The sequence below is a fragment of the Acidovorax temperans genome (assembly GCF_028596105.1).
Taxonomy (GTDB): domain Bacteria; phylum Pseudomonadota; class Gammaproteobacteria; order Burkholderiales; family Burkholderiaceae_C; genus Acidovorax; species Acidovorax temperans.
This window is the reverse complement of the sequence record NZ_CP117193.1, coordinates 1,604,969-1,627,909: the sequence shown is the minus strand read 5'-3', so window position 1 is coordinate 1,627,909 and position 22,941 is coordinate 1,604,969. Positions and strand designations below refer to the sequence as shown.

Below are 22,941 nucleotides of genomic sequence, written 5' to 3'. Positions count from 1 at the left end.
GAACTTACTAACCTGTGGTGGAGGTAAACGGGATCGAACCGATGACCTCTTGCATGCCATGCAAGCGCTCTCCCAGCTGAGCTATACCCCCAGTTTTAACGCCAACTATATTTCACGTCGTCGTCATCACAGCCTTGAATTATATACAGATTTTTAGCGGTTCTGCAAACGCGAGAGAACTTTTTCGCGTCCTACCAGTTCCAGCACCGCATCCACTGATGGCGTATGGGCAGTGCCCACCGTCAACACGCGCACAGGCATGGCCAACTGAGGCATCTTGAGACCGTGCGCAGCCAAGACGGTTTTGAAAGCAGCACTGATGGAAGCCTTGTCCCAGGCACAAGAAGCCAAAGCGTCGCCCAGCGCGTCAAGCGCCGGAGCCACGGCGGGCGTCACATGCTGGGCCAGTTCGGCAGCCTGGGGCTGCACGTCACCGTAGAAGACATACGCCCAATCCGCCAAGGCCACCGTGGTGTCGCATCGATCTTTGAATAAACCGCAAATGCGCGTGAGTCGGCCGTCCTCCAGGGCTGCACGCTGCACACCGCGCTGCACCAGTTGCTCTGCCACCAAAGCAGCCAAGGCGTCATCCGCCATCAACTTGATGTGCTGCGCATTCACCCACCGCAGTTTGGCTTCGTCAAACTGCGCAGCGCTACGGCCAAGGTGGTCCAGGTTGAACCACTGCAAGAACTGCTCGCGGCTGAAGATCTCGTCATCACCATGGCTCCAGCCTAAACGGGCCAAGTAATTGATCATGGCCTCAGGCAAATAGCCTTCGTCGCGATACTGCGTCACAGGCTTGGCGCCGTTGCGCTTGCTCATCTTCTCGCCCTGTTCGTTCAGAACTGTCGGCAAGTGTGCGTATACAGGAGGCTCCACGCCCAGCGCACGGAAGATGTTGATCTGCCGAGGCGTGTTGTTGACGTGATCGTCCCCACGGATGACATGGGTGATGGCCATGTCGATATCGTCCACGACCACGCAGAAGTTGTACGTGGGTGTCCCATCCGGGCGGGCAATCACCAGATCATCGAGTTCATCGTTGCGGATTTCAATGCGGCCCTTGACCTTGTCATCCCATGCCACCACGCCGTCTTTGGGGTTGCGGAAACGCAGGACTGGCTGAACACCTTCAGGCACGGGTGGCAAGGTTTTGCCCTCTTCTGGTCGCCAGGTGCCGTCATAACGGGGCTTTTCCTTGGCAGCCATCTGACGCTCCCGCAGGGCGTCGAGTTCTGCAACGCTCATGTAGCAAGGGTACACCTGCCCCTTTTCCTGCATCTGCGCCAGCACGGCCTTGTAACGATCCATGCGCTGCATTTGATAGAACGGCCCCTCGTCTGGCTGCATCCCCAACCACTGCATGCCTTCCAGGATCACATCCACCGCAGCTTGGCTGGAACGCTCCACATCCGTGTCTTCGATGCGCAAGATGAAATCACCGCCCGTAGCCCGCGCAAATGCCCAGGGATACAGTGCAGAGCGAATGTTTCCGAGATGGATGAAGCCGGTAGGTGAAGGGGCAAAGCGCGTGCGAACGCGTGCAGAGGTGTTGTCGGTCATAGCAAGTGGGATGCACAACGCCGCACTTCACGGCGCTGCTGGTTCATTGGTTTTGCGGGATCAAAGCGAAGTGGCGCCTGATCGGTCAGTCAGCAGTCAGGCCTCCTGGGCGTTTGGAAGCGCAAGGCGAGACGTATCTTCTTCGTTCTCCTCGGTTCCCACACGGCCTTCATTCAGTTGAGCAATACCTTCTGCGGTAATGTCCCCTGTCACGTAAACACCGTCAAAGGGGGAAGCATCAAACCCGGAGATCGCACTGTTGAGGGAGCCGACAGCCCGCTTCATGGCTTCCACGTCTTGGTAAATCAGTGCGTCACATCCAATCGCTTCGCGCACTTCTTCAACGGTACGGCCATGGGCTACCAACTCCTTGCTGGTGGGCATGTCGATACCGTAGACGTTCGGATAGCGCACGGGCGGCGCTGCACTGGCAAGATACACCTTGCGAGCACCTGCATCACGAGCCATCTGCACGATTTCGCGGGAAGTGGTGCCTCGAACGATGGAGTCATCCACCAGCAACACATTTCGGCCCTTGAATTCGCTGGCAATCACATTGAGCTTCTGACGAACCGACTTTTTGCGCACGCCCTGCCCTGGCATGATGAACGTGCGGCCCACGTAGCGGTTTTTCACGAAACCTTCGCGGTAAGGAATACCCAACAGATGCGCCAACTGAGTGGCGCTGGGACGGCTGGATTCGGGGATCGGAATGATCACGTCGATTTCGTTGGGTGGCACCGTAGACACCACGCGTTTGGCAAGGGCCTCACCCAAGTTCAAGCGTGCTTGATAGACCGAAATACCGTCCAGCACAGAGTCGGGACGTGCCAGATACACAAACTCGAAAATGCATGGGTTGAGTTGAGGCGCCTCCGCGCATTGGCGGGAGTGCACAGTTCCGTCCAGCGTGATGAACACCGCTTCTCCGGGCTGAATATCGCGTTCGAATGCATGGGACGTTCCCTCCAGCGCGACGGACTCACTGCCCACCATCACGGTGCCGTCTTGGCTGCGGCCCATCGCCAACGGACGAATCCCGTGCGGATCACGAAATGCCAGCAAACCGTGGCCGACAATCAATGCGATCACGGCATAGGAACCCTTGATTCGCCGGTGCACGGCACGCACCGCCGTGAAGACATCATCAGGCTGCAGCGGTACACCACGCGTCGCACGCTCCAACTCGTGCGCGAAAACGTTGAGCAAAACCTCCGAATCGCTTTCAGTGTTGGTGTGCCGGTGATCTGTTTGGAACAACTCCGCACGCAAAGAATGCGCGTTGGTCAGGTTTCCGTTGTGCACCATCACGATACCAAATGGGGCGTTGACGTAAAAAGGCTGCGCTTCTTCTTCGCTGTACGCATTGCCCGCTGTGGGGTAACGCACCTGGCCCAGCCCTACATTGCCCGGCAGCGCCCGCATATTGCGGGTGCGAAACACATCACGCACCATCCCTTTGGCCTTGTGCATGAAAAACTTGCGGCCCTGCTGGGTAACGATACCTGCGGCATCCTGGCCACGATGCTGCAACAACAGCAACGCGTCATAAATCAGCTGATTGACTGGCGCAGCACTGACAACACCAACGATTCCACACATAGTTTGTTCCCATCCAATTGCAGTAACTTCTGCACTAAGCCAATTTCACAAGCGACCGCAAAGGGCAGCCGCTTATTCCCATGAAGGAAGAAGACTTCCGAATTCTTGCGGCAGTGCGGGCCTCAACGACTCCAGCACCTGGGTCAACACATAAGCACCCTGGGACTCTTTCCACCACGCTTCATCGCGCAACGGCGTGAGTCCCACGATCACAGCAACCACCAACAACAATACGCCACCGCGGACCAGCCCAAACAGCGCACCCATGCTGCGGTCCGCAGGGCGCAGGCCGATTGCTTCGATCATTTTCTTGGCAAGCCAAGCCACCAAGCCAAAAACAAAAACTGCGATCACAAATACCACCACAAATCCTGCGGCATAACTGAGCGCCCCTTCGCCTCCTGCAACGGGCAGGCGCTGACCGACGTCAGCGGCAAACCACTGGGCGGCAAAAAATGCAGCAACCCACCCGGCAAGAGAAAACAACTCAAAGATCAACCCGCGCCATGCGCCGATCAGCAAGGAGGCGCCTAAGACCACCAAGAAGATCCCGTCAAGTGCGTGCATCAATCACTCAAGGCAGCGCTTGAATCAAAGCGTCAAAATGGATGCCGACAAATCCAGCCCCTTGATGCGTGCGGCCGCCTTGTCAGCTTCAGCTCGGCTGCTGTAGGGGCCTACGCGCACCCGTGTCCTTTTTCCATCCTTGGAATCCACCACCTGGGTATAGGTTTTCAGTCCTGCCCGTTCAAGCTTGACACGCACCTCTTTGGCCTTGTCTGCATCGGCGAAAGCTCCAACTTGAACAATGAATCGCTCGTCATCGGAGCGCTCGGGCACTGCAGGCTTTCGTACATCCGCCGGGTGCTGTTTTGTAGCTGCGTCCTCAGTCCGCGCTACCGCCTTGGGCGAGTTGGCTGAAGGGCTTTTTGTCTCGGGCGCCTTGGTGCCGGCACTGGCAGCAGCCCCGGCAGTCGAACCAGGATTCGGCTTGACCGCCACTCGATTGCTACCACTGGAACTGGAGGACACCAACTCCTCGCCATCCGCCAAAGTGGAACTAGCAGTCAAACGCTCAGTACCGGTGCGGCTCTGCTGCCCCGAACGATCAGAACTTGCAACGACGGACTTGGTCGCATCTGCATCGCCAGCATTTGCAGGCACCACCAGTGGTGCAGCCTTGTTGCGATCAGGAATTTCGATAGGCACGTCCACGGGGATGGGGCGCGGCTGGGTATCGAACAGCATGGGGAACCCCACAACGCCCAACAAAACCAGCACCGCAGCCCCCATCAGCCGATGCCGTGCGCGGCGCCGCATGACCTCGATGCTTTCCGCTTGCGGAGAGCGGGAGCGTTTCGCCGGTTTTTCGGCAGAAGCGCCCTGACCGGGCCACCGAAACTTGAAAAATGCCATGGAGAGTACGACTCGTGTGGACCTTAAGCGCCCAGATGTTTGGCATTCAGGCGAGGGATTCCATTCACAAGAACCCCGCCCACCGTGTAAAACGAGCCAAAGACCACGATTCTATCAGCCGGGTCTGCCGCCTCTACAGCGGCCTGCAGCGCGATCAAGGGATCCGGATAAACGCTGGAACTCACATCCTTGCGACCTCCCGCGACCATGTGCAGGGCATTCCATTTCTGCTGAAGCTCGGCCCCCGACAACGCCCTAGGCGTAGGCAAACTGGTGAAGTACCAGCGATCCACCAAGGGGCCAATCTTCCCAAGCATCGGCCCCAAGTCTTTGTCGGCCATCGCGCCAAACACTGCGTGGGTGACCGGGTAGTAGCTCATGGCGTCCAGATTGGCTGTGAGCGCAGCCACGGAGTGCGGATTGTGGGCAACATCCAGCACCAAGGTTGGCTGGCCGGGCACGATTTGGAAACGCCCGGGCAAATCAACCATGGCCATCCCGTTTCGCACGGCCTGTGCGGTTACGGGCAATTTGTCGCGCAACGCTTCAAATGCCGCCAAAACACCCGCTGCGTTAACCAATTGATTGGCACCGCGTAGCGCCGGATACGCCAAACCAGCATAGCGACGGCCTCTTCCAGCCCAGTTCCATTGCTGCTTGTCGCCACCAACATTGAAATCATGGCCCACACGCCAAAGGTCTGCCCCAATTTCACGGGCGTGATCGACAACGCTTTGTGGCGCCATCGGATCACTCACGATCGCAGGACGCCCCGTGCGCATGATTCCGGCCTTCTCACGACCAATAGACTCACGGTCCGGCCCAAGAAACTCCACATGGTCAATGTCGATGCTGGTGATGATGGCGCAATCCGCATCGATGACATTGGTGGCGTCCAGCCGCCCCCCCAGGCCTACTTCAAGAATGGCAACATCGAGCAACGAATGGCTCATCAACCGCATGATTGCCAAGGTCGTGAATTCGAAATAGGTCAGAGAGACTTCCTCCCCCCCCTGAGTTCGCGCTTTCTCCACGGCCTCGAAGTGCGAAAGAAGATCTGCGGGACTGACGATCTCGCCATGAACCCTGCAACGCTCTTGGAAGTGCACAAGATGGGGCGATGTGTACACGCCGGTGCGATACCCCGCCTGCAGCGCAACCGCTTCCAGCATTGCGCAGGTTGACCCTTTTCCATTGGTTCCAGCCACAGTAACGACTGGGCAGTTGAACTTCAACGCCATTCGGTGCGCAACCTCTCGGACACGCTCCAAGCCCATATCGATGCCGACCGGGTGAATCTGCTCGCAATGACGGAGCCAGCCTTCCAATGTGTGGGGTGTGGTGTGCATAGACCTCCGATTGTCGCCGAGGCAGCAGATCAGGCATTATTTCGCCCATGAAACAACCCCAAATTACCCTGTACGGCATTCCCAATTGCGACACCGTCAAAAAAGCCAGGGCCTGGCTTTCCGAGAGGTCTTTGGACTATGTGTTCCACGACTTCAAAAAGCAAGGCATCTCGCTGGAGCAATTGCGAGTCTGGTGTGAAACGCTGGGTGTGGACCAGGTACTCAATCGAAAAGGAACTACCTGGCGCGCATTGACTCCTACTCAGCAAGAAACCGCAAGCAACTTCGAAAGTGCGCTCCGACTGATGCAAGAGCACACCAGCATGATCAAGCGACCCGTTGTAGCGTGGAGTTATGGGGAAGCGTCCAAGTTGACGGTTGGTTTTTCCCCCGTGACCTGGACGCAGCACTGCAACGCATAGAGCACAGCCCTCAGCCCCCACAGGAGGTGCTTCGAAAAGTGCGGATTTGGGCTTGATTTACCCAACTTCACACTTCTTTTCTGAAAACTGCGGCAAAACGCTCAACGTCTTTCTGATGTCGCGCGTTGTAAAGCCGTCAAGACAGGAGTTTTCCCATGAAAAAGACAGTCATCCTCGCAGCAGTAGCGCTTTGCTCCACTGCCGTATGGGCTCAGGAACAAGGACGCGTACTCTCCGCCACCCCTATCGTCCAGCAGGTGGGCGTTCCCCAGCAAGTGTGCGGCAACGAGACGGTTTACAGCGGTTCGCGTAATTCGGGCGCAGGAGCGGTCATGGGAGCCATTGCAGGTGGCGCAGCGGGTAACGCCATTGGCAAGGGAAATGGGAGAGTTGCAGCTACCGCGCTGGGCGTGATTGGCGGAGCAGTCCTAGGCAACCAGATTGAAGGAAGCGGCCGCCCCCAGTACGAAACCGTGCAGCGCTGCACGACCGAAACGTATTTCGAAAATCGTACGGTGGGCTACAACGTGGTGTATGAATACGCAGGTCGCCAGTACACCACTCGCACCCAGTACGACCCAGGCCAATGGATTCCTGTCACCGTCCAGCCACAGGTGGGCCAAAGTTATTCAACGCAGCCAGGCAACTATGGCGCCTATGGATCAGGAAACACCTACGCGCAACCTGGCGTGGTCACGTCGACCTACCCGGCTCCTGCGGCCTACATTACCCCGCCAGTGACCGTGATTGAATACAACTACACGGATGGTCGCCGCCCATATCATCACCACGGCAACCCCTACTGGCGTTGAGTAGCCCATAGCCGTCAACATAGAAGAGCCCCTTTGTGGGGCTTTTCTCATTCGGCAGACACCTTTCACACCTCAGCGTCGCATCAACCGTCATTCCATGGGTTGACTGCCCTAAAATCGAAAGTTGTCCTCACTTGCTCACGACCATGACCACCCAAACTCTCGACGGTGTGACCGTCAACACCCAAGCCAATGTGTACTTTGACGGTAAATGCGTGAGCCACGGCATTACGCTGGCAGATGGCACGAAGAAGTCCGTGGGCGTGATCTTGCCTTCGACCCTGACTTTCAATACAGGCGCACCAGAAATCATGGAATGTGTTGCGGGCTCGTGCGAATACAAGCTGGATGGCACGGATAACTGGGTGAAATCCACACCCGGCGAAAAATTCAGCATTCCTGGCAACTCGAAATTCGACATTCGGGTGACCGAGTCATATCACTACATTTGCCACTTCGCCTAACTCCTCTCATCGAACCTGATTCCTCACATGGCAACCATTCTTCAACACCTTCCGGTGGGTCAAAAAGTCGGTATCGCTTTCTCTGGCGGTCTGGACACCAGTGCCGCCCTGCACTGGATGAAGCTCAAAGGCGCGGTACCTTACGCCTATACAGCCAACCTGGGGCAGCCCGACGAGCCCGATTACGAAGCCATTCCACGCAAAGCCATGGAATACGGTGCCGAGCAGGCGCGCCTGATCGATTGCCGCTTGCAATTGGCCCATGAAGGCATTGCGGCTCTGCAAGCCGGCGCCTTCCATATCTCTACCGGCGGACTCACCTACTTCAACACGACCCCACTGGGCCGTGCCGTGACAGGCACCATGCTGGTGGCGGCCATGAAGGAAGATGATGTCAACATCTGGGGCGACGGCTCCACCTTCAAGGGCAACGACATTGAGCGTTTCTACCGCTATGGCCTCTTGACCAACCCATCGCTGCGTATTTACAAGCCCTGGTTGGATCAGTTGTTCATCGATGAACTTGGCGGCCGTGCTGAAATGTCTGCATTCATGACCAAGGCAGGCTTTGGTTACAAGATGAGCGCCGAAAAAGCCTACAGCACCGACAGCAACATGCTGGGGGCCACGCATGAAGCCAAGGATCTGGAATTCCTCAACAGCGGCATTCGCATTGTGAACCCCATCATGGGTGTCGCTTTCTGGAAGGACGAGGTTGAAGTCAAGCGCGAGGAAGTTTCCGTGCGTTTTGAAGAAGGCCAGCCCGTGGCACTGAACGGCGTCGAGTTCTCTGATCCCGTAGAACTGATCCTGGAAGCCAACCGCATCGGCGGCCGCCATGGACTGGGCATGAGCGATCAGATCGAGAACCGCATCATTGAAGCCAAGAGCCGTGGAATTTACGAAGCTCCAGGCTTGGCCTTGTTACACATCGCCTACGAACGCCTGGTCACAGGCATCCACAACGAGGACACGATCGAGCAGTACCGCATGAACGGCCTGAAACTGGGGCGCCTGCTCTACCAAGGCCGCTGGTTCGACCCCCAAGCCATCATGCTGCGCGAAACAGCCCAGCGCTGGGTTGCACGAGCAATCACGGGTACGGTCACGCTCGAACTGCGCAGAGGTAACGATTACTCCCTGCTCAACACCGAGAGCCCCAACCTGACCTACGCGCCAGAACGCCTGTCGATGGAGAAGGTGGAAGATGCTCCGTTTTCTCCGTTGGACCGCATCGGTCAACTGACGATGCGTAACCTGGACATTTCCGACACCCGCGGCAAGCTCGGGGTTTACTCACGTGCCGGCTTGCTGCTGCCAGGATCGCAAAACGATTTGCTCACCCTGACCGCCAGCAAAGATTAAGAGCTAGGCCTTATTGCTGCCTAAAGCCGTCCTTAGGGGCAATGCCAGTCAGTTAAGCCCGCAGGCGGCTTGATCCAGTAAAAAGGGGACGTGTTCAACACGTTCCCTTTTTTGCTTGATGAGCCTGCTTGCAAACGCCTTGCGCCAGACCCTGCCCCGAGTACCTGATCGCCTCGAGCAGCTCAGCGCGTTGATAGACCCTGCCTGGATCGCGCAGGCGCTGGGGACCAGCGGCAAGGCCTCCATCCGCCGGCGCAAGCTGCCTGCCGAGCATGCCGTGTGGCTTGTGATCGGTTTGGCGCTGTTTCGAGATCGGCCACTGTGGCAGGTGGTGCAGCAGCTGGATTTGAGTCTGGATGGACAAGCGTTGCCCGCACCGAGCGTCAGCGTGCAAGCCCGCCAGCGCCTGGGCGAGGAGCCTCTGGCCGAGCTGTTCGCTCTACTGACCCAAGCCTGGAGCCGTCCTGCGGTGAATGTGCGCCAGCCACTGCGCGTACTGGCTGTGGATGGTGTGGTCTGGTCGGCCCCGGACACCCCTGAGAATCGAGTCGAACTGGGCAGCTGCAGCAACCAGCATGGCCTCTCGCCCTGGCCGCAGATCCGCGCCACTTGCCTGATGGACACACACAGCCACGAGATGCTTGATGCCAAGCTCGGCGCCATGGACTGCGGCGAATTGAGCCTGGCAGCGCAGTTGCGCGGCGAGGATCACTCCGTGACCCTGTTTGACCGAGCGTACTTCTCGGCCGCGTTCCTGTTGGACTGGCAGGCTGCGGGTACGCAGCGCCACTGGTTGATGCGCGCGCGGGACAATCTGCGCCATGAGATCGTCCAGCAACTGGCGCGCGGCGATGCGCTGATCCGCATGCCGGTGTCCCCACAAGCGCGCAAGGCACACCCGCATCTGCCCAGCCACTGGCAGGCACGCCTGATCGAGGTGAGCGTGGGTGGACGGCTGCGCCGCTTCATCACATCCTTGCTGTGTCCCCGCACGCATCCGGCGCAGGAGCTGGCCGAGCTCTACCGCCAGCGTTGGGAGATCGAGTTGGGGTTCCGGGAGATCAAGCAGACCCTGCAGGAGGGTGAGCCGGTGCTGCGCAGCAAGCAGCCCGCGCTGGTGCGCCAGGAGCTGTGGGGCGTGCTGATCGCCTACACGCTGCTGCGCCGCTGGATGCGCGAGATGGCAGCGCACGTCCAGGTCGAGCCCCAGCGCATCAGCTTCCATACGGCCAGCTACGCCATCGTGAACTTGCTGGCGGTCCCCAGCCTAGACTCTGCGGGCACCTTGCCCAAGCAGTTGGCAGCCCTGTTGGCGCAATCGCGACACTTCGTGCTGCCGCCACGCCGCACTGGGCGCAGCTTCCCAAGGGTCGTCAAAAAACGCGCTTCCAAATTCCCAACGAAAAAAATGCCAGTCAGCTCTTAACTGACTGGCATTGTCCTTAGGGGCGGCTTTTTTTAACCAAAACAATCATTTAAATCATTTTTAACATAAAATTCACCATCACTTTTCCTCTCATGAGAGGTCATCTATGCACATCATCTCTTTTCTATCCCGCTGGATCGCCCGGATCACAGCCCTTACCTTGGTCACCGCCCCCGCATGGGCCTTGCAACCCCCTGCAGGCGAAGTCATCCTGACGATATCGGGAAAAATTGGTGAAACCAACCGGGACAACGTCGCGGTTTTTGACTTGGAGATGCTGCAAAAGCTTCCCCAACAAACTTTTGTCACGAAAACCCCCTGGGACAAAAAGCCCACCAAATTCACCGGCCCGCTGCTGCGTGACGTTCTGGCGGCAGTGAAGTCCAGCGGAAAAACACTGACAGCATTGGCACTGAATGACTATAAAACGACCATTCCTGCCGAAGATGCGAACCTGTTCGACGTCATCGTGGCTCACAAGATCGACGATATGGCGATTTCAGTGCGCACCAAGGGCCCGCTTTTCATCATCTATCCTTTCGATTCCAAGCCTGAACTGAAGGCGTCGAAATACTATGGCCGCTCCGCCTGGCAGCTCAAGTCCATCAAAGTCGAATAAAAGTTTCATGCCTGCCCGTCGCAACAACCGGCGCTACCTCTTATGGCTGGCGCTAGGCACCACATTCATGGCGGCGGCCATGGCGGTGCTTTTGGCGCTGCAGGTAACGCAACAGCGATCAATTCGCAAAAGCAGTGATCTGCGAAGTGACTCCATCACTGCGCTCGCATTCCAGCTAGAACGGGAGTTTTTACGTCTTAGGCAGGCCCTGGAACTTCATGCACAAAGCGAAGTGCCTAAGCCCTTGAACGAGCTTCGCTTGCGCAGCGATATCTTCGCTAGCCGTTTTCAGGTGATGCATGACACGCCCAGCACCACGGCCCTCCATGAGCAACGCGCGTACATGGAGACCATGCCGCGGCTCGAAGCGCTGGTGACTCGGATAGATCAGTTGCTGGGCAGTGACAAGGCACCCAGCCAAAAAGAATTTCAGCAACTGGTCGAAGAGTTCAACGGACTCGGCCCTGACGTGCAGGAGTTAACCATGGCCGCCAATCGCCATGTGTCTACCTTGCTGGAGGAGCAGGAGTCAACCATGTTGACGCAAAGCGGTCACATCATGGTGTTGATCGTGGCGCAATTGGTCATCCTGCTGCTGGCTGCGGCAGCATTGGCATGGCGCCAATACCGGCAGGAAAAAGAACGCCAGGCTCTGCAACGACTAACCGAAAGCCTGCAGGCAGCCAATGCAGCAGCAGAGGAGGCGAACAGGGGCAAGAGCCAGTTTTTGGCAAACATGAGTCATGAGTTGCGCACGCCCTTCAACGGAGTTCTGGGCATGCTCACTTTGCTGGAGAGAACTCGCCTGGACTCCAGCCAGAGAGAATACGTTTACACGGCCCGCCATTCGGCAGATCACCTGCTGTCGCTTCTCAACGATATTTTGGACGTATCGGCGATGGAGGCGGGAAAGATGAGCATTCATCCCGTTCCGGTTCAATTGCCACCCCTGCTGGAAGGAATTGAGAAGCTCATGCGACCGCTCGCCCAGCAAAAAGGCTTGGGGTTCGCCATGGAATTAACGAACGACCTGCCCTCGTGGGTGGAAGCAGATGGAACGCGGCTCCGGCAGATATTTTTGAATCTGGTCACCAACGCGATCAAGTTCAGCGATGCAGGCACCGTCGCCGTCAAGGTAGGAAGGGATGAAAAGGCCGCTCCAGACCAAGCTAACACCTACCCTCTGCGCCTGGACGTGGTGGATGAGGGAATTGGTATGGATCACGCAACCCTGACAAAGCTTTTTGAACGTTTTGCCCAGGGGGATGCAAGTACATCCCGGCGCTTTGGGGGTACAGGGCTCGGGTTGGAAATATCGCGCAACCTCGCGCGAAGAATGGGTGGAGACATCGAGGCGCACAGCGTTTTGGGCCAAGGCAGCACCTTCACGGTGACGTTACCTCTGGCATTGGCAGCGCTTCCGAAACTGCCCGTTTCACTCGGCCAGCCCCGCACTCCGGCGGCGTCCTCGGCTGAGCTGGCTGGGCTGGATATCCTGGTGGCGGATGATCAAATGGTCAATCGCAAATACATGGGTGCACTGCTATCCAGCATGGGGCATGTGCCCCGATTCGCAGAAAACGGCGAACAAGCCGTTGCTGAGGTTCAGAAAAAACCACCTCAGTTGGTGTTCATGGATTTGCACATGCCCGTCATGGATGGGTTTGAGGCGACCCGAACACTGCGTCAATGGCCTCAATACAAGGCCTTGCCCATCGTGGCATTGACCGCCGATGTCTTTGCACAAACCCGTGAGAAAGCCACTGAAGCAGGCATGACGACGTTCATCGCTAAGCCGGTGAGCGTAGACACCATTCAATCGCTGCTGGCAGAGATGTTTGCCGCACCAGCAACAGACAGCGCCGCCCCAGCTTCTTCAGCGCCCACCGTCAAAGAAACAACGAACAGCACGACGCCTCTGACATCGCAGCAGCAGGCAACCGCCCCGCCACAAGCCAAACGCACTGCGCGCAGGCGCTTCAAATCCGGGGATGTCACTTCGCACATTGACATGGCGATGGTGGGTGAAGTTTGCGTGGGAGTGACGGTGCAAGGCTACCGCTCACTGCTGCAGGGCTACTTCAGCGACGAATCCGGTAGTCTGGATGCCTTGCTACAAGCCATGGCAGAAGGCCCTCAGGAGACATTGCAAGCAGCAGCCCACGGGTTCAAGGGCGCTTCATCAAACCTTGGGTTTTCAAAGTTGGCGGCGCTGGCGTTTCACCTGGAAAAAGGGGAATACCCACCGGAAGGCAGCACACATGAACAACTGCTCGATGCATGGGAGATGACCCATGCACTGTGCTTGCGAATGGGACTGACCGACGTGGAGGCAGTGCAGGCAAGGCACAGCAAGCAGCCCCAAGATACCAGCACAACCGCAGGCTAGACCACGACGGGCTCGGGCTCCAAACGAATGCCGAAACGCTCGTACACGCTGGTCTGGATGGCCTTCGCCAGCGTCATGACTTCGCCCCCCGTCACGCTGTCTTGAGCTGTACCTCGGTTGACGAGCACCAGCGCCTGTTTTTCATAGACACCTGCCTTGCCTATGGTCTTGCCACGCCAGCCGCAGGCATCGATCAGCCACCCAGCCGCCAGTTTGACCGAGCCATCGGGCATGGGGTAGTGAACAATTCGCGGCTCTCGGGCAATGATGTCAGAGCATTGCTCGGGGGTCACCGTGGGGTTCTTGAAGAAACTCCCGGCGTTTCCCAGCACCGCAGGGTCAGGCAGCTTCGCACGGCGGATTTCACACACCCAATCGAAAATTTGTTGTGCCGTGGGGGACTCGATACCAGCCTCGGCACGCCGACGTTCCAGGTCCAGATATCCCAACTCGGGCTTCCACGGCCGAGGCAAACGAAAGCGCACATGCGTGATGACCGCTCGGCCCGCCAAGCCCAAGGGCTGCACGCCTTCCCGCTCAATGGGCGTGACAGGCGCGCCATGCTTGAAGACTGAGTCACGGTATCCAAAAGCGCATTGCTCCGCAGTGAGGGTGAACACCTGGCCGGTGGCCATATCTACTGCATCCAGCGACTCGAATCGGTCTTGCAGCTCCACGCCATAGGCGCCGATGTTTTGCACTGGCGATGCGCCCACCGTTCCGGGAATCAGCGCCATGTTTTCCAGACCTGGGTAACCCTGGCGCAGCGTCCAAGCCACGCAGTCGTGCCAAGCCTCTCCAGCCCCAGCCTCGACGATCCAGGCTTTGGCGGTTTCCTCGACCAGACGAAAACCCTTGATCTCCATCTTGAGCACGGTGGGTTTGACATCCCCCGTCAGCACAATGTTGCTACCGCCTCCCAACACAAAGAATGGAGCTTGACTCAGCGCGAGATCGCTACGCGCTTGCAACAGATCTGCCACCTCGCGAATGCGAACCAGATTCAACGCACGGGCTGCGATACCGAAGGTGTTCCAAGGCTGTAAAGGGACGTTTTTCTCGACTACCATTGCCACGATTGTCGCATTGGGCCCTGCCCTGGCGATCTTCCCGTATTGCTTAGCCCGTGAGAGCCCGTTATGCCATCCTTTGACACCGTTTGTGAAGCCAACCTCGTAGAAGAAAAAAACGCCGTGGAAAACACCGTCAAGGAAATCTCCACACGCTTTGACTTCAAAGGCACCGCTGCAAGCATTGAGATCAAGGACAAGGAAATCACCCTGATCGGTGATGCCGAGTTCCAACTCACACAAATTGAAGACGTACTGCGCAACAAACTCACCAAGCGCAACGTGGACGTGCGCTTCCTCGACAAGGGCGACGTCCAGAAGATGGGTGGCGACAAGGTCAAGCAGGTCATCAAGGTGCGCAACGGCATCGAGAGCGAATTGGCCAAAAAGATTCAGAAACTGCTCAAAGAGAGCAAACTCAAGGTTCAAGGCGCCATTCAAGAGGACAAAGTGCGCGTGACCGGAGCCAAACGCGACGACTTGCAAGCCGCCATGGCCTTGATTCGCAAAGACGTGGCGGATGTTCCGCTGTCTTTCGACAACTTCCGCGATTGATTCGCCGTTCTGGGCGTGCTGGCTGAACCCCACTGTCTGGAGATTGAAACGTGCTGTACCACGCCCGCCCGTACGCCATAGCGCTGCTGCTGACCGCACTGGGCACCGGGGCGGCTCAGGCACAGACGGCCGTGGCACTGGCAGGCATTCTTGGAAGCAAGGCACTGTTGGTGGTCAATGGCAGTGCGCCGCGTGGTATTGCCGTGGGCGAAACCCACCAGGGCGTGCGAGTGATCTCTGTCGAGAAAGAGCAGGCCCTGGTCGAGGTAGACGGCGCTCGGCGCTCCTTGCGGCTGGGCGAGGCCCCAGTGAGCGTGGGCAGCCGGACTGGAGGCCGACGGGTTGTATTGATGGCAGACGCGCGTGGCCATTTCATCAACACCGGCATGATCAACGGCACGCGCATGCAATACATGGTGGACACCGGGGCTTCCACCGTCGCCATTGGCAAGCCCGATGCCGACCGCATGGGACTGCAGTACACCAAAGGCCAACCGGTGCAGATGAACACCGCCAATGGCGTAGCCCAGGGCTGGCTGATTCGGCTGGATTCGGTCAGGATCGGTGACGTAGAGGTGTACGGGGTGGAGGCAGTGGTCACACCGCAAAGCATGCCTTACGTCCTGCTTGGCAATAGCTTGCTGGGCGCCTTCCAAATGACCCGCACCAATGACCAGCTGGTGCTGGAAAAGCGCAACTGACCCCACATGGCCATCCCTCTGCCCGCGGCAAAGCAGCACGAAGGCGAGTACGAAGACTTGCTCAGCCTGTGGTCTGACCTGGAAACGGCGCTGTCGCTGCTGCTCTCCAAACCCTTGCTGATCCACGACTTCCCGGGAAAGCTTCGCCAGCTGGATGTGTGGTTGCAGGATCTGGTCGCCCACGACAACGACGCGGCGCTGTACCTGATGTTTCAGCTGGCGGCCACGTCAACAGCCAGCTACAGCGCCTCACACGCTCTGGTGTGTGCAACGCTGTGCCACATCCTCGCCCAGGAGCTGAAGCTTCCAGCCGCAGAGCGAGACAGCCTGGTGTGCGCAGCGCTGACCATGAACATCGGCATGACCGCGTTGCAAGACCAGCTAGCGCAGCAGCGGGAAAAGCCCACACCGCAGCAGCAGGAAGCCATTCAAAATCACCCCCTGCAAAGCCAGGCGCTGCTGGCGCGGCTGTTCATCACAGACCCTTTGTGGCTGGACGTGGTGGGACAGCACCATGCACATATTTCAGACCGGATACCGCTGGAATCGCAGACACCCCCCGATCGACTGACACGCATTCTCGGAACCATAGACCGGTATGCCGCGATGATCAGCCCCCGCAAGTCCCGAGCCGGGCGCAGCGCCACCGATTCAGTGCGTGCGATTGTGGGTCAGGAGGTGGAGCAGAACGACGAAGTGAGCTACGCACTGGTGCGGGCCATCGGCTTGTGCCCACCAGGCACTTTCGTGAAGCTCGACAACGGTGACACGGCGATTGTTTTGCGCCGTAGCGAAAAGGCCAATCACCCCCTGGTGGCCAGCCTGCTGGACCGGGCTGGCAACCACCAGGCCAAGCCCCTGCTGCACCCTACAGCCCAGGGCAAACCACGCATACAGTCGGCGCTGGCCCGCTCGGCGGTGACTGTGGAGCTCAACCACCGCACCATGGTGCGGCTCGGGTTGTATGCCGCCCAGCACAACGTAGGTATGCACAACCTGGTCACCACCCCCGCCACGCTAGGGCTGCACTGAGGCGCGCCAGCCGCACTGACGCCCGCGTGCTCGGACCTTCCGGCTACTTCTTTGACTTGCCCAGCTTGGACTCCTTGCCTTCCAGCAAGCGCTTGATGTTCTCGCGGTGGCGCCAGACCAGCAACATGGCCATCACGGCAATGGCTGCGGCAATGCTTTGCTCTGCATACCAGACAGCCCCATCCACCAGCAGATAGAACACCGGTGCAAACACCGCAGCCACCAGTGACGCCAGCGAGGAATAGCGAAAGAACACGGCGATTAGCAGCCAGGTCACGGCGGTAGCCAAACCCAGCCATGCATTGATACCCACCAGAACTCCCAGGGCCGTCGCAACACCCTTGCCGCCCTGAAAGCGGAAAAACACGGGCCACAAATGTCCCAGGAATGCGGCCAAACCCACCAGAGCGATGGTTCCCTCTTCCAGACCATAGGGCTTGCCAAACCAGTGCACCAGCGCCACAGGCAGCCAGCCCTTCACGGCGTCCAGCAGCAGAGTCACCACAGCAGCGACCTTGCTGCCCGAGCGCAGCACATTGGTTGCCCCCGGGTTCTTGCTGCCGTAAGTACGTGGGTCACTGAGCCCCATCACCCGGGTGACGATGACAGCGAACGACAGCGAGCCCAGCAAGTAGGCAGCCACGGCGGCTAAAAGGGGATACACGGCGGTCAAAACAACTCCTTGGATAGATTCGGGAACGGGCACGCCCGCATGCGGCGGCTATTCTGCCAGTGCGCACTGCACGGGCCGTGCACCCAGCAGCTCGACGCACACGCGCGGGTCGATCTGCACCAGAAAGCCTCGGCGCCCGCCGTTGATGGCGATGCGCGGCAAGCCCAGAATGCTCTCTTCGATGTAAACCGGCATGTCACGTCGGGTGCCGAACGGAGACGTGCCCCCCACCAGATAGCCGCTGTGGCGGTTCGCCACCTCGGGGGCACAAGGCTCCACCGACTTGGCACCGATCTGGCGGGCCAGGTTTTTGGTGGACACCTTGCGGTTGCCGTGCATCAGCACCACCAGCGGCTTGGCATCCTGGTCCTGCATGATCAGTGTTTTGACCACCATGAACGGGTCGAGCCCCAGCACCGCAGCGCTGTGCTGGGCGCCGCCATGCTCCAGGTACTCATAAGGATGCTCGGTGTAGGCCACCTTGTGGGCCTTGAGCAGCTGAGTGGCGGGGGTTTCGGAAACGTGTTCTCTCTTGGCCATGGTGCAAAACAGGGTGACTCTCGATGGTAACCATCCCCGGCCTGAATCGCGAGGCGCATTTACCTTCGGCCACCGCATGAATCTTCTTGGCTAGCGCTATCAAAAAGGGCAACCCTGGGGTTGCCCTTTTGCGTTGATAGAGCCTCATCGGCACCCGAGTCACAGCGCTGGGTCGCGCACCTCCCAGCGGATCGCATCAATCGCCTGCAGCACCTCGGGCGACAACGTAGTGCCCCAGGCGTTCAGGTCTTCGTCCAGCTGCGCCAGTGATGTCACGCCGATGATGGTGCTGGCCACCTGCCACTTGGTGTAGCAGAACGCCAGCGCCATCTGCGTGGGCGTGAGGCCGTTGTCGCGCGCAAGCTGGTTGTAGCGGCGGGCGGCGGCCAGCGACTCGGGGCGGCCCCAGCGCTGCTTGCGCACCGACTCATAGCGGGCGATGCGTGCGCCCTGGGGGGCCCCTGCGTCGGTGGGGGCATGCTCGTCGTACTTGCCCGTCAGCAGGCCAAAGCCCAGGGGCGAATAGGCCAGCAGCGACACGTTCAGGCGATGGCAGGTCTCGTCCATCGCGTTTTCCCAGGTGCGATTGATGAGGCAATAGGGGTTCTGCACCGTGGCCACGCGCGGCAGGCCGTGCTGCTCGGCCAGGCGCACGAATTCATGCACGCCATAGGGGGTTTCGTTGGAGAGGCCGATGGTGCGAACCTTGCCCGCCTTCACCAGCTTGGCCAGCGTCTCCAGCTGCTCGTGGATGGGCGTTTGCGAGGTCTCTTTGGCCGGGTCGTAATACAGCGTGCCAAAGGCGGGCACATGGCGCTCGGGCCAGTGGATCTGGTAGAGGTCAATCACATCGGTCTGCAGGCGGCGCAGGCTGCCTTCGCACGAGGCAATGATGTCCGCCGATGTCATGCCCTTGCCTTCGCGCACCCAGGGCATACCACGCGAAGGGCCAGCCACCTTGGTGGCCAGCACCAGCTTTTGGCGGGCACCGGGGTTCTTGGCAAACCAGTTGCCGATGATGGTTTCTGTCGAGCCAAAAGTCTCGGCCCGCGCGGGCACCGAATACATCTCGGCCGTGTCGATGAAGTTGACGCCGCGCGCCAGCGAGTGGCTGAGGATGGCATGGGAATCTGCCTCGTTGACCTGCTCGCCAAACGTCATGGTGCCCAGGCAGATGGGGGTCACGCGCAGATCGCTCTGACCCAGTGTGATGTGTTGCATGCGGTACAAACTCCGAAGGCAGGCGCCACTTGCAATGAATGCAGTGCAGGCAACGCCCAAGGGAAGAAGGAACACCGGGGCAAGAGCCCGCCCGCGGCGGCAGACATCGTACAAGCGATTGCGCCGGGCTGCAGGCGATGGGCCTTGCCAGCGCCTCTGCAATATTTTGAATAAAAAGTGGCTCCAGCGCTTATAAAACAAGCGCAACCAGCTATTGATTTAATAGCAAATCAACCGCAGCATCCCGCGCCTTACACCGCCAAATAGCGCTCCCACAGGCGGCGGTCGGCATTGAGCGCGGCAGAGTCCCCTTCCCACACCAGCCGCCCGCGTTCCAGGATGAGGTGGCGGTCGGCCAAGTCCATGAGGCGGTGCACGTACTTGTCCACCACCAAGATGGTCTGGCCTGCGGCTTTCAGGGCAGCCAGGCAGCGCCAGATTTCCTCACGGATCACGGGGGCCAGCCCCTCGGTGGCCTCGTCGAGGATGAGCAGCCGCGGGTTGGTAGACAGCGCGCGGCCAATGGCCAACATCTGCTGCTCGCCGCCCGAAAGCTGGCTACCCAGGTGGTGCTGCCGTTCTTTGAGGCGCGGGAACACGCCGTAGATGCGCTCCAGGTCCCACACATCGCTCAGGCCGTTGCGCCGGTCGGCAAAAGCCACCAGGTGCTCACGCACGGTGAGGTTGGGAAACACATGACGCCCCTCGGGCACGATGGCCAGGCCCAGGCGGGCTATCGCATCGCAAGGCAAGCGCGCCGTGGGCTGGCCGGCAAAGTGGATGCTGCCTGCCGTGGGCCGCAGCGCCCCCACCAGCGCCTTGATGGTGGTGCTTTTGCCCATGCCGTTGCGGCCCAGCAGCGACACCACCTCGCCCGCAGCAATCTGCAGGTGGATACCGAACAGCACCTGGCTGGCGCCGTACCCGGCCTCCAGGCCCTGGCAACTCAACAAGGGCGGTGGCACGCTCATTCAGGGGTCTCCAGCGTTTCGGTGCCCAGGTACACGGCCTGTACCTCGGCGTTGTTGCGAATGGCGTCGGGGGTGCCGCTGGTCAGCACGCGGCCATACACCAGCACCGAGATGCGGTCGGCCAGGCGAAACACGGCGTCCATGTCGTGCTCGATGAGCAGCACGGCCATGTCGCGTCGCAGGGTGTCGATCAGCTCCACCATCTGCAGCGATTCATCGGGCCCCATGCCCGCCATGGGTTCGTCCAGCAGCAACAGCTTGGGCGTGGCCGCCAGCGCCAGGGCCACATCCAGCGTGCGCTGGGCACCATGCGGCAGTGCGCCCGCCAGTCCGTCCAGCTGGTGCTGCAGACCCACCCGCTCGGCCAGTTGCTCAGCGCGTTCGTACAAGCCATGCACGCTAGCGCGAGGCTGCAAGAAGCGAAAGCTGGAGCCGCTGTGGGCCTGCACGGCCAGCACCAGGTTGTCGCGCACGCTCTGGTTCGGAAAAATGCGCGTGACCTGGAAGCAGCGCGACAGGCCCAATGCGACCCTCCGGTGCATGGGCAGGTGTGTGAGGTCTTGGCCATCCAGCATGATGCGCCCGGCGTCTGGTGCGAGGAGGCCCGATATTTGGTTCACCAGCGTGGTCTTGCCCGCCCCGTTGGGGCCAATGAGCGCGTGGATTTCGCCGGGCTCCACCGTCAGGCTCACATGGTCCGTGGCCAGCAGGCCGCCAAAGCGCTTGACGAGCCCTTGCACCTGAAAAAGGCTCATGGCTTGCTCCTGGCCCGCAGGTCACTCAGCGCCGCCAGCCCTTTGGGTGCATAGAGGGCCGTGGCAATCAACAGCAGGCCCAAGGGCATGTGCCAGTGGCTGGTGTGCAGCTTGAGCGCCTCTTCCAGCGCCAGCCACACGGCTGCGCCCACCGGTCCGCCCCAGCGGCGCCCCAGGCCGCCAATGATCACCATGACGATGAGCGTGGCCGACTGCGTCCAGTGCATCATCGACGGGCTGACAAAGCTGTTCCCCGTGGCCAGCAGTGCGCCCGCCAGGCCAGCAATAGCCCCAGCCACCACAAAGGCCGTGAGCTGCAGCAGGTACACCGGGTAGCCCAGTGCCCGCATGCGGATTTCGTTGTCGCGAATACCGACCAGCGCGGTGCCAAAGCGCGAACCCGCGGCCCGGTCCAGCCACCACAGCAGCGCGGCAACGATGGCCAGCACCACCCAGTACAGCGTGGCTTCATCGGCCATGTCCAGCCCCATGCCCAGGACGGGTCGCGCCATCAGCGTGTAGCCATCGTCGCCCCCATAGCTGCGCAGCGACACAAAGACGAAGTACAGCATCTGCGCAAACGCCAGCGTGATCATGATGAAGTACACGCCTTTGGTGCGCAGTGAAATCGAGCCAATGACCAGCGCCGCAAACGCCGCGAGCAGCGCCGCCGCAGGCCACATGACCCAGGCCGATGTGAACCCGGCATCGCTGAGCAGCACCACCGCATAGGCCCCCACGCCCATGAAGCCCGCGTGGCCCAGCGCCACCATGCCGCCAAAGCCCATGATGAAGTTGAGGCTGGCCGCAGCCAGCGCCACCACCAGCACCCGGCGCACAAAGCCGATGTAGAAATCAAGCCCCAGCGCCGCAGCCACCGGGGGAAACAAGGCCAGCGCGAGCAGGATGGCCAGGGGCCAGGCGGCGGCTTTCCAGCGCGAGGGGGAAGTCGAGGAAGACAAGGTCGCCTGCATAAAAACGGCTCAGGCTTTCGCAGAAAACAGCCCCGCAGGGCGAAAGGCCAGCACGGCGGCCATCAGGGCGTACATGGACACCTCGGCAAACAGGGGACCCAGATCAGCCGCCAGCGAAGGCGGCAGCGTCGCGCGCAAAAGCAGCGGCAAGAAGGCGCGGCCGATGGTGTCCACCAGCCCCACCAGCAACGCAGCCACGAAGGCACCGCGCATGGAGCCAATGCCGCCGATCACGATAACCACCAGCGCCGGGATCAGGATGGACTCACCCATACCCACCTGCACGGCCACCAGTGGCCCCATGAGCGCGCCGGCCAGCGCCGCCAAGGCTGCGCCCAGCACAAAAATTCCGCTGAAGATGCGCGTGACGCGCACCCCCATCAGCTCGGCCATCCAGCGGTTGGACGCGCCCGCGCGCACCAGCATGCCCACGCGGCTGTGGTTGACCAGCAGGTACAACAGCAGCGCCACCAGCACCCCGGCGCCCAGTACCAGCAGCCGGTACGAAGGGTATGGCAGGCCCGCAAACAGTTCCACCGGCCCGGCCAGCGCCGCCGGGGCCGAAGCCATCACGGGTGAAGGGCCCCATATCATCTTCACCGCGTCGTCCGCCACCAGGATCACACCAAACGTGGCCAGCACCTGCGCCAGGTGGTCGCGCCCGTACAGGCGGCGCATGAGCGTGACTTCCAGCAGCGCCGCCACTGCCGCCGTCACCACCACCGCCACACCCACAGCCAGCGCAAACGAGCCTGACTGCACATGCACCTGCGCAGCCACATACGCCCCCACCATGAACAGCGAGCCGTGCGACAGGTTCAGCACGTCCATCACGCCGAAGACCAGGGTCAGGCCGGCGGCAATCAGGAACAGCATGAGCCCGTAGCCCGCACCGTTGAGCAGTTGCTCAAAAACAAGAATGGCGTTCATGGCAAGGCGGCGGTGCGCGAAAAGGAAGGCACGTCCATGCAAAGGTCGCGGCGCTGGGTCATAGAGAAAGGCGGGGCGGGCGAGACAGG

The 22,941-nt window shown here is 60.0% G+C and carries 23 protein-coding genes and 1 tRNA gene; 10 read left to right on the top strand and 14 right to left on the bottom strand.

The genetic code is table 11. From position 1 onward, the window contains the following. Positions 1-15 precede the first annotated feature (15 nt). The 6 genes from PQV96_RS07715 to folC all read right to left on the bottom strand — a co-directional run bounded on the left by PQV96_RS07715 (position 16) and on the right by folC (position 5,933). Positions 16-91 (bottom strand) — tRNA-Ala (locus PQV96_RS07715). Between the two features lie 62 nt (positions 92-153). Then, complete coding sequence (gene gltX / locus PQV96_RS07710; RefSeq protein WP_273624942.1) at positions 154-1,566, bottom strand: glutamate--tRNA ligase; 1,413 nt, start codon at positions 1,564-1,566, stop codon at positions 154-156. A 96-nt stretch (positions 1,567-1,662) separates the two neighbouring features. Then, entirely contained in the window at positions 1,663-3,168 is a 1,506-nt protein-coding gene (gene purF, locus PQV96_RS07705; RefSeq protein WP_273624941.1) for an amidophosphoribosyltransferase, read from the bottom strand. 72 nt (positions 3,169-3,240) lie between these two features. Further along, positions 3,241-3,735, bottom strand: a complete 495-nt coding sequence (locus PQV96_RS07700) for a CvpA family protein (RefSeq protein ID WP_207374602.1) — start codon at positions 3,733-3,735, stop codon at positions 3,241-3,243. A 24-nt stretch (positions 3,736-3,759) separates the two neighbouring features. Then, complete coding sequence (locus tag PQV96_RS07695; protein ID WP_207374603.1) at positions 3,760-4,584, bottom strand: SPOR domain-containing protein; 825 nt, start codon at positions 4,582-4,584, stop codon at positions 3,760-3,762. A 23-nt stretch (positions 4,585-4,607) separates the two neighbouring features. After that, positions 4,608-5,933, bottom strand: coding sequence for a bifunctional tetrahydrofolate synthase/dihydrofolate synthase (gene folC, locus PQV96_RS07690; protein WP_207374604.1), 1,326 nt, complete (start codon positions 5,931-5,933; stop codon positions 4,608-4,610). A 47-nt stretch (positions 5,934-5,980) separates the two neighbouring features. Between folC and PQV96_RS07685 the strand changes: the two genes are divergently transcribed. The 7 genes from PQV96_RS07685 (at position 5,981) to PQV96_RS07655 (ending at position 13,430) form a co-directional block, all read left to right on the top strand. Continuing rightward, positions 5,981-6,355 carry an arsenate reductase gene (locus tag PQV96_RS07685; protein WP_273624940.1) on the top strand — a complete coding sequence of 125 codons (375 nt, stop codon included), beginning with the start codon at positions 5,981-5,983 and terminating at the stop codon, positions 6,353-6,355. Positions 6,356-6,510: 155 nt separating this feature from the next. Continuing rightward, positions 6,511-7,167 (top strand): glycine zipper 2TM domain-containing protein, encoded by a 657-nt coding sequence (locus PQV96_RS07680; RefSeq protein ID WP_207374606.1) that lies wholly within the window; start codon positions 6,511-6,513, stop codon positions 7,165-7,167. 146 nt (positions 7,168-7,313) lie between these two features. Beyond that, positions 7,314-7,631: a pyrimidine/purine nucleoside phosphorylase gene (gene ppnP / locus PQV96_RS07675; RefSeq protein WP_066692272.1), complete on the top strand. Its 318-nt coding sequence runs from the start codon at positions 7,314-7,316 to the stop codon at positions 7,629-7,631. A 27-nt stretch (positions 7,632-7,658) separates the two neighbouring features. Then, the gene (argG, locus tag PQV96_RS07670) at positions 7,659-8,996 is read left to right on the top strand and encodes an argininosuccinate synthase (RefSeq protein WP_067513225.1); all 1,338 of its coding nucleotides are present in this window, start codon (positions 7,659-7,661) and stop codon (positions 8,994-8,996) included. Between the two features lie 118 nt (positions 8,997-9,114). Next, the gene (locus PQV96_RS07665) at positions 9,115-10,422 is read left to right on the top strand and encodes an IS4 family transposase (protein ID WP_273624939.1); all 1,308 of its coding nucleotides are present in this window, start codon (positions 9,115-9,117) and stop codon (positions 10,420-10,422) included. A 106-nt stretch (positions 10,423-10,528) separates the two neighbouring features. Next, positions 10,529-11,041 (top strand): putative pterin-binding protein, encoded by a 513-nt coding sequence (locus PQV96_RS07660; RefSeq protein WP_066695622.1) that lies wholly within the window; start codon positions 10,529-10,531, stop codon positions 11,039-11,041. 7 nt (positions 11,042-11,048) lie between these two features. Next, a complete protein-coding gene (locus PQV96_RS07655) occupies positions 11,049-13,430 on the top strand; it encodes an ATP-binding protein (RefSeq protein WP_273624938.1) in 2,382 nt (793 codons plus the stop codon). Here PQV96_RS07655 and murB read toward each other — a convergent pair. Continuing rightward, on the bottom strand, positions 13,427-14,500 hold the full coding sequence (gene murB, locus PQV96_RS07650) for a UDP-N-acetylmuramate dehydrogenase (protein ID WP_273624937.1): 1,074 nt from the start codon (positions 14,498-14,500) through the stop codon (positions 13,427-13,429). The two genes, PQV96_RS07655 and murB, sit on opposite strands and share 4 nt — an antisense overlap. Before the next feature lie 69 nt (positions 14,501-14,569). On the opposite strand from murB, the gene PQV96_RS07645 reads away from it, so the two are divergent. Genes PQV96_RS07645 through PQV96_RS07635 form a run of 3 tightly spaced genes read left to right on the top strand, consistent with a single transcriptional unit; the run spans position 14,570 to position 16,788 of the window. Continuing rightward, the gene (locus PQV96_RS07645) at positions 14,570-15,055 is read left to right on the top strand and encodes a YajQ family cyclic di-GMP-binding protein (RefSeq protein WP_273624936.1); all 486 of its coding nucleotides are present in this window, start codon (positions 14,570-14,572) and stop codon (positions 15,053-15,055) included. A gap of 53 nt (positions 15,056-15,108) precedes the next feature. Then, positions 15,109-15,756, top strand: coding sequence for a retropepsin-like aspartic protease family protein (locus tag PQV96_RS07640; protein WP_198847778.1), 648 nt, complete (start codon positions 15,109-15,111; stop codon positions 15,754-15,756). 6 nt (positions 15,757-15,762) lie between these two features. Continuing rightward, positions 15,763-16,788 carry an HD-GYP domain-containing protein gene (locus PQV96_RS07635; protein ID WP_207375025.1) on the top strand — a complete coding sequence of 342 codons (1,026 nt, stop codon included), beginning with the start codon at positions 15,763-15,765 and terminating at the stop codon, positions 16,786-16,788. 43 nt (positions 16,789-16,831) lie between these two features. On the opposite strand, the gene plsY is transcribed toward PQV96_RS07635, so the two are convergent. The 7 genes from plsY to PQV96_RS07600 form a co-directional block, all read right to left on the bottom strand. After that, a complete protein-coding gene (plsY, locus tag PQV96_RS07630; RefSeq protein ID WP_207375026.1) occupies positions 16,832-17,461 on the bottom strand; it encodes a glycerol-3-phosphate 1-O-acyltransferase PlsY in 630 nt (209 codons plus the stop codon). A 48-nt stretch (positions 17,462-17,509) separates the two neighbouring features. Beyond that, positions 17,510-18,001 (bottom strand): aminoacyl-tRNA deacylase, encoded by a 492-nt coding sequence (locus PQV96_RS07625; RefSeq protein WP_044395447.1) that lies wholly within the window; start codon positions 17,999-18,001, stop codon positions 17,510-17,512. 159 nt (positions 18,002-18,160) lie between these two features. After that, positions 18,161-19,222, bottom strand: coding sequence for an aldo/keto reductase (locus PQV96_RS07620; protein ID WP_207375027.1), 1,062 nt, complete (start codon positions 19,220-19,222; stop codon positions 18,161-18,163). A gap of 251 nt (positions 19,223-19,473) precedes the next feature. Beyond that, a complete protein-coding gene (locus tag PQV96_RS07615) occupies positions 19,474-20,193 on the bottom strand; it encodes an ABC transporter ATP-binding protein (protein ID WP_207375028.1) in 720 nt (239 codons plus the stop codon). Next, complete coding sequence (locus PQV96_RS07610; RefSeq protein ID WP_273624935.1) at positions 20,190-20,948, bottom strand: ABC transporter ATP-binding protein; 759 nt, start codon at positions 20,946-20,948, stop codon at positions 20,190-20,192. The genes PQV96_RS07615 and PQV96_RS07610 overlap by 4 nt, the downstream gene beginning before the upstream one ends. Next, positions 20,945-21,910, bottom strand: coding sequence for a branched-chain amino acid ABC transporter permease (locus PQV96_RS07605; RefSeq protein ID WP_273624934.1), 966 nt, complete (start codon positions 21,908-21,910; stop codon positions 20,945-20,947). Before PQV96_RS07605 ends, PQV96_RS07610 begins: the two co-directional genes overlap by 4 nt. A 21-nt stretch (positions 21,911-21,931) precedes the next feature. Next, complete coding sequence (locus tag PQV96_RS07600) at positions 21,932-22,852, bottom strand: branched-chain amino acid ABC transporter permease (protein ID WP_273624933.1); 921 nt, start codon at positions 22,850-22,852, stop codon at positions 21,932-21,934. Between the last annotated feature and the right edge of the window lie 89 nt (positions 22,853-22,941).

Coding starts and splice junctions, on each gene's coding strand:
- gltX (WP_273624942.1), bottom strand. CDS start 1,566: ATGACCGACAACACCTCTGCACGCGTTCGCACGCGCTTTGCCCCTTCA.
- purF (WP_273624941.1), bottom strand. CDS start 3,168: ATGTGTGGAATCGTTGGTGTTGTCAGTGCTGCGCCAGTCAATCAGCTG.
- PQV96_RS07700 (WP_207374602.1), bottom strand. CDS start 3,735: ATGCACGCACTTGACGGGATCTTCTTGGTGGTCTTAGGCGCCTCCTTG.
- PQV96_RS07695 (WP_207374603.1), bottom strand. CDS start 4,584: ATGGCATTTTTCAAGTTTCGGTGGCCCGGTCAGGGCGCTTCTGCCGAA.
- folC (WP_207374604.1), bottom strand. CDS start 5,933: ATGCACACCACACCCCACACATTGGAAGGCTGGCTCCGTCATTGCGAG.
- PQV96_RS07685 (WP_273624940.1), top strand. CDS start 5,981: ATGAAACAACCCCAAATTACCCTGTACGGCATTCCCAATTGCGACACC.
- PQV96_RS07680 (WP_207374606.1), top strand. CDS start 6,511: ATGAAAAAGACAGTCATCCTCGCAGCAGTAGCGCTTTGCTCCACTGCC.
- ppnP (WP_066692272.1), top strand. CDS start 7,314: ATGACCACCCAAACTCTCGACGGTGTGACCGTCAACACCCAAGCCAAT.
- argG (WP_067513225.1), top strand. CDS start 7,659: ATGGCAACCATTCTTCAACACCTTCCGGTGGGTCAAAAAGTCGGTATC.
- PQV96_RS07665 (WP_273624939.1), top strand. CDS start 9,115: ATGAGCCTGCTTGCAAACGCCTTGCGCCAGACCCTGCCCCGAGTACCT.
- PQV96_RS07660 (WP_066695622.1), top strand. CDS start 10,529: ATGCACATCATCTCTTTTCTATCCCGCTGGATCGCCCGGATCACAGCC.
- PQV96_RS07655 (WP_273624938.1), top strand. CDS start 11,049: ATGCCTGCCCGTCGCAACAACCGGCGCTACCTCTTATGGCTGGCGCTA.
- murB (WP_273624937.1), bottom strand. CDS start 14,500: ATGGTAGTCGAGAAAAACGTCCCTTTACAGCCTTGGAACACCTTCGGT.
- PQV96_RS07645 (WP_273624936.1), top strand. CDS start 14,570: ATGCCATCCTTTGACACCGTTTGTGAAGCCAACCTCGTAGAAGAAAAA.
- PQV96_RS07635 (WP_207375025.1), top strand. CDS start 15,763: ATGGCCATCCCTCTGCCCGCGGCAAAGCAGCACGAAGGCGAGTACGAA.
- PQV96_RS07625 (WP_044395447.1), bottom strand. CDS start 18,001: ATGGCCAAGAGAGAACACGTTTCCGAAACCCCCGCCACTCAGCTGCTC.
- PQV96_RS07620 (WP_207375027.1), bottom strand. CDS start 19,222: ATGCAACACATCACACTGGGTCAGAGCGATCTGCGCGTGACCCCCATC.
- PQV96_RS07615 (WP_207375028.1), bottom strand. CDS start 20,193: ATGAGCGTGCCACCGCCCTTGTTGAGTTGCCAGGGCCTGGAGGCCGGG.
- PQV96_RS07610 (WP_273624935.1), bottom strand. CDS start 20,948: ATGAGCCTTTTTCAGGTGCAAGGGCTCGTCAAGCGCTTTGGCGGCCTG.
- PQV96_RS07600 (WP_273624933.1), bottom strand. CDS start 22,852: ATGAACGCCATTCTTGTTTTTGAGCAACTGCTCAACGGTGCGGGCTAC.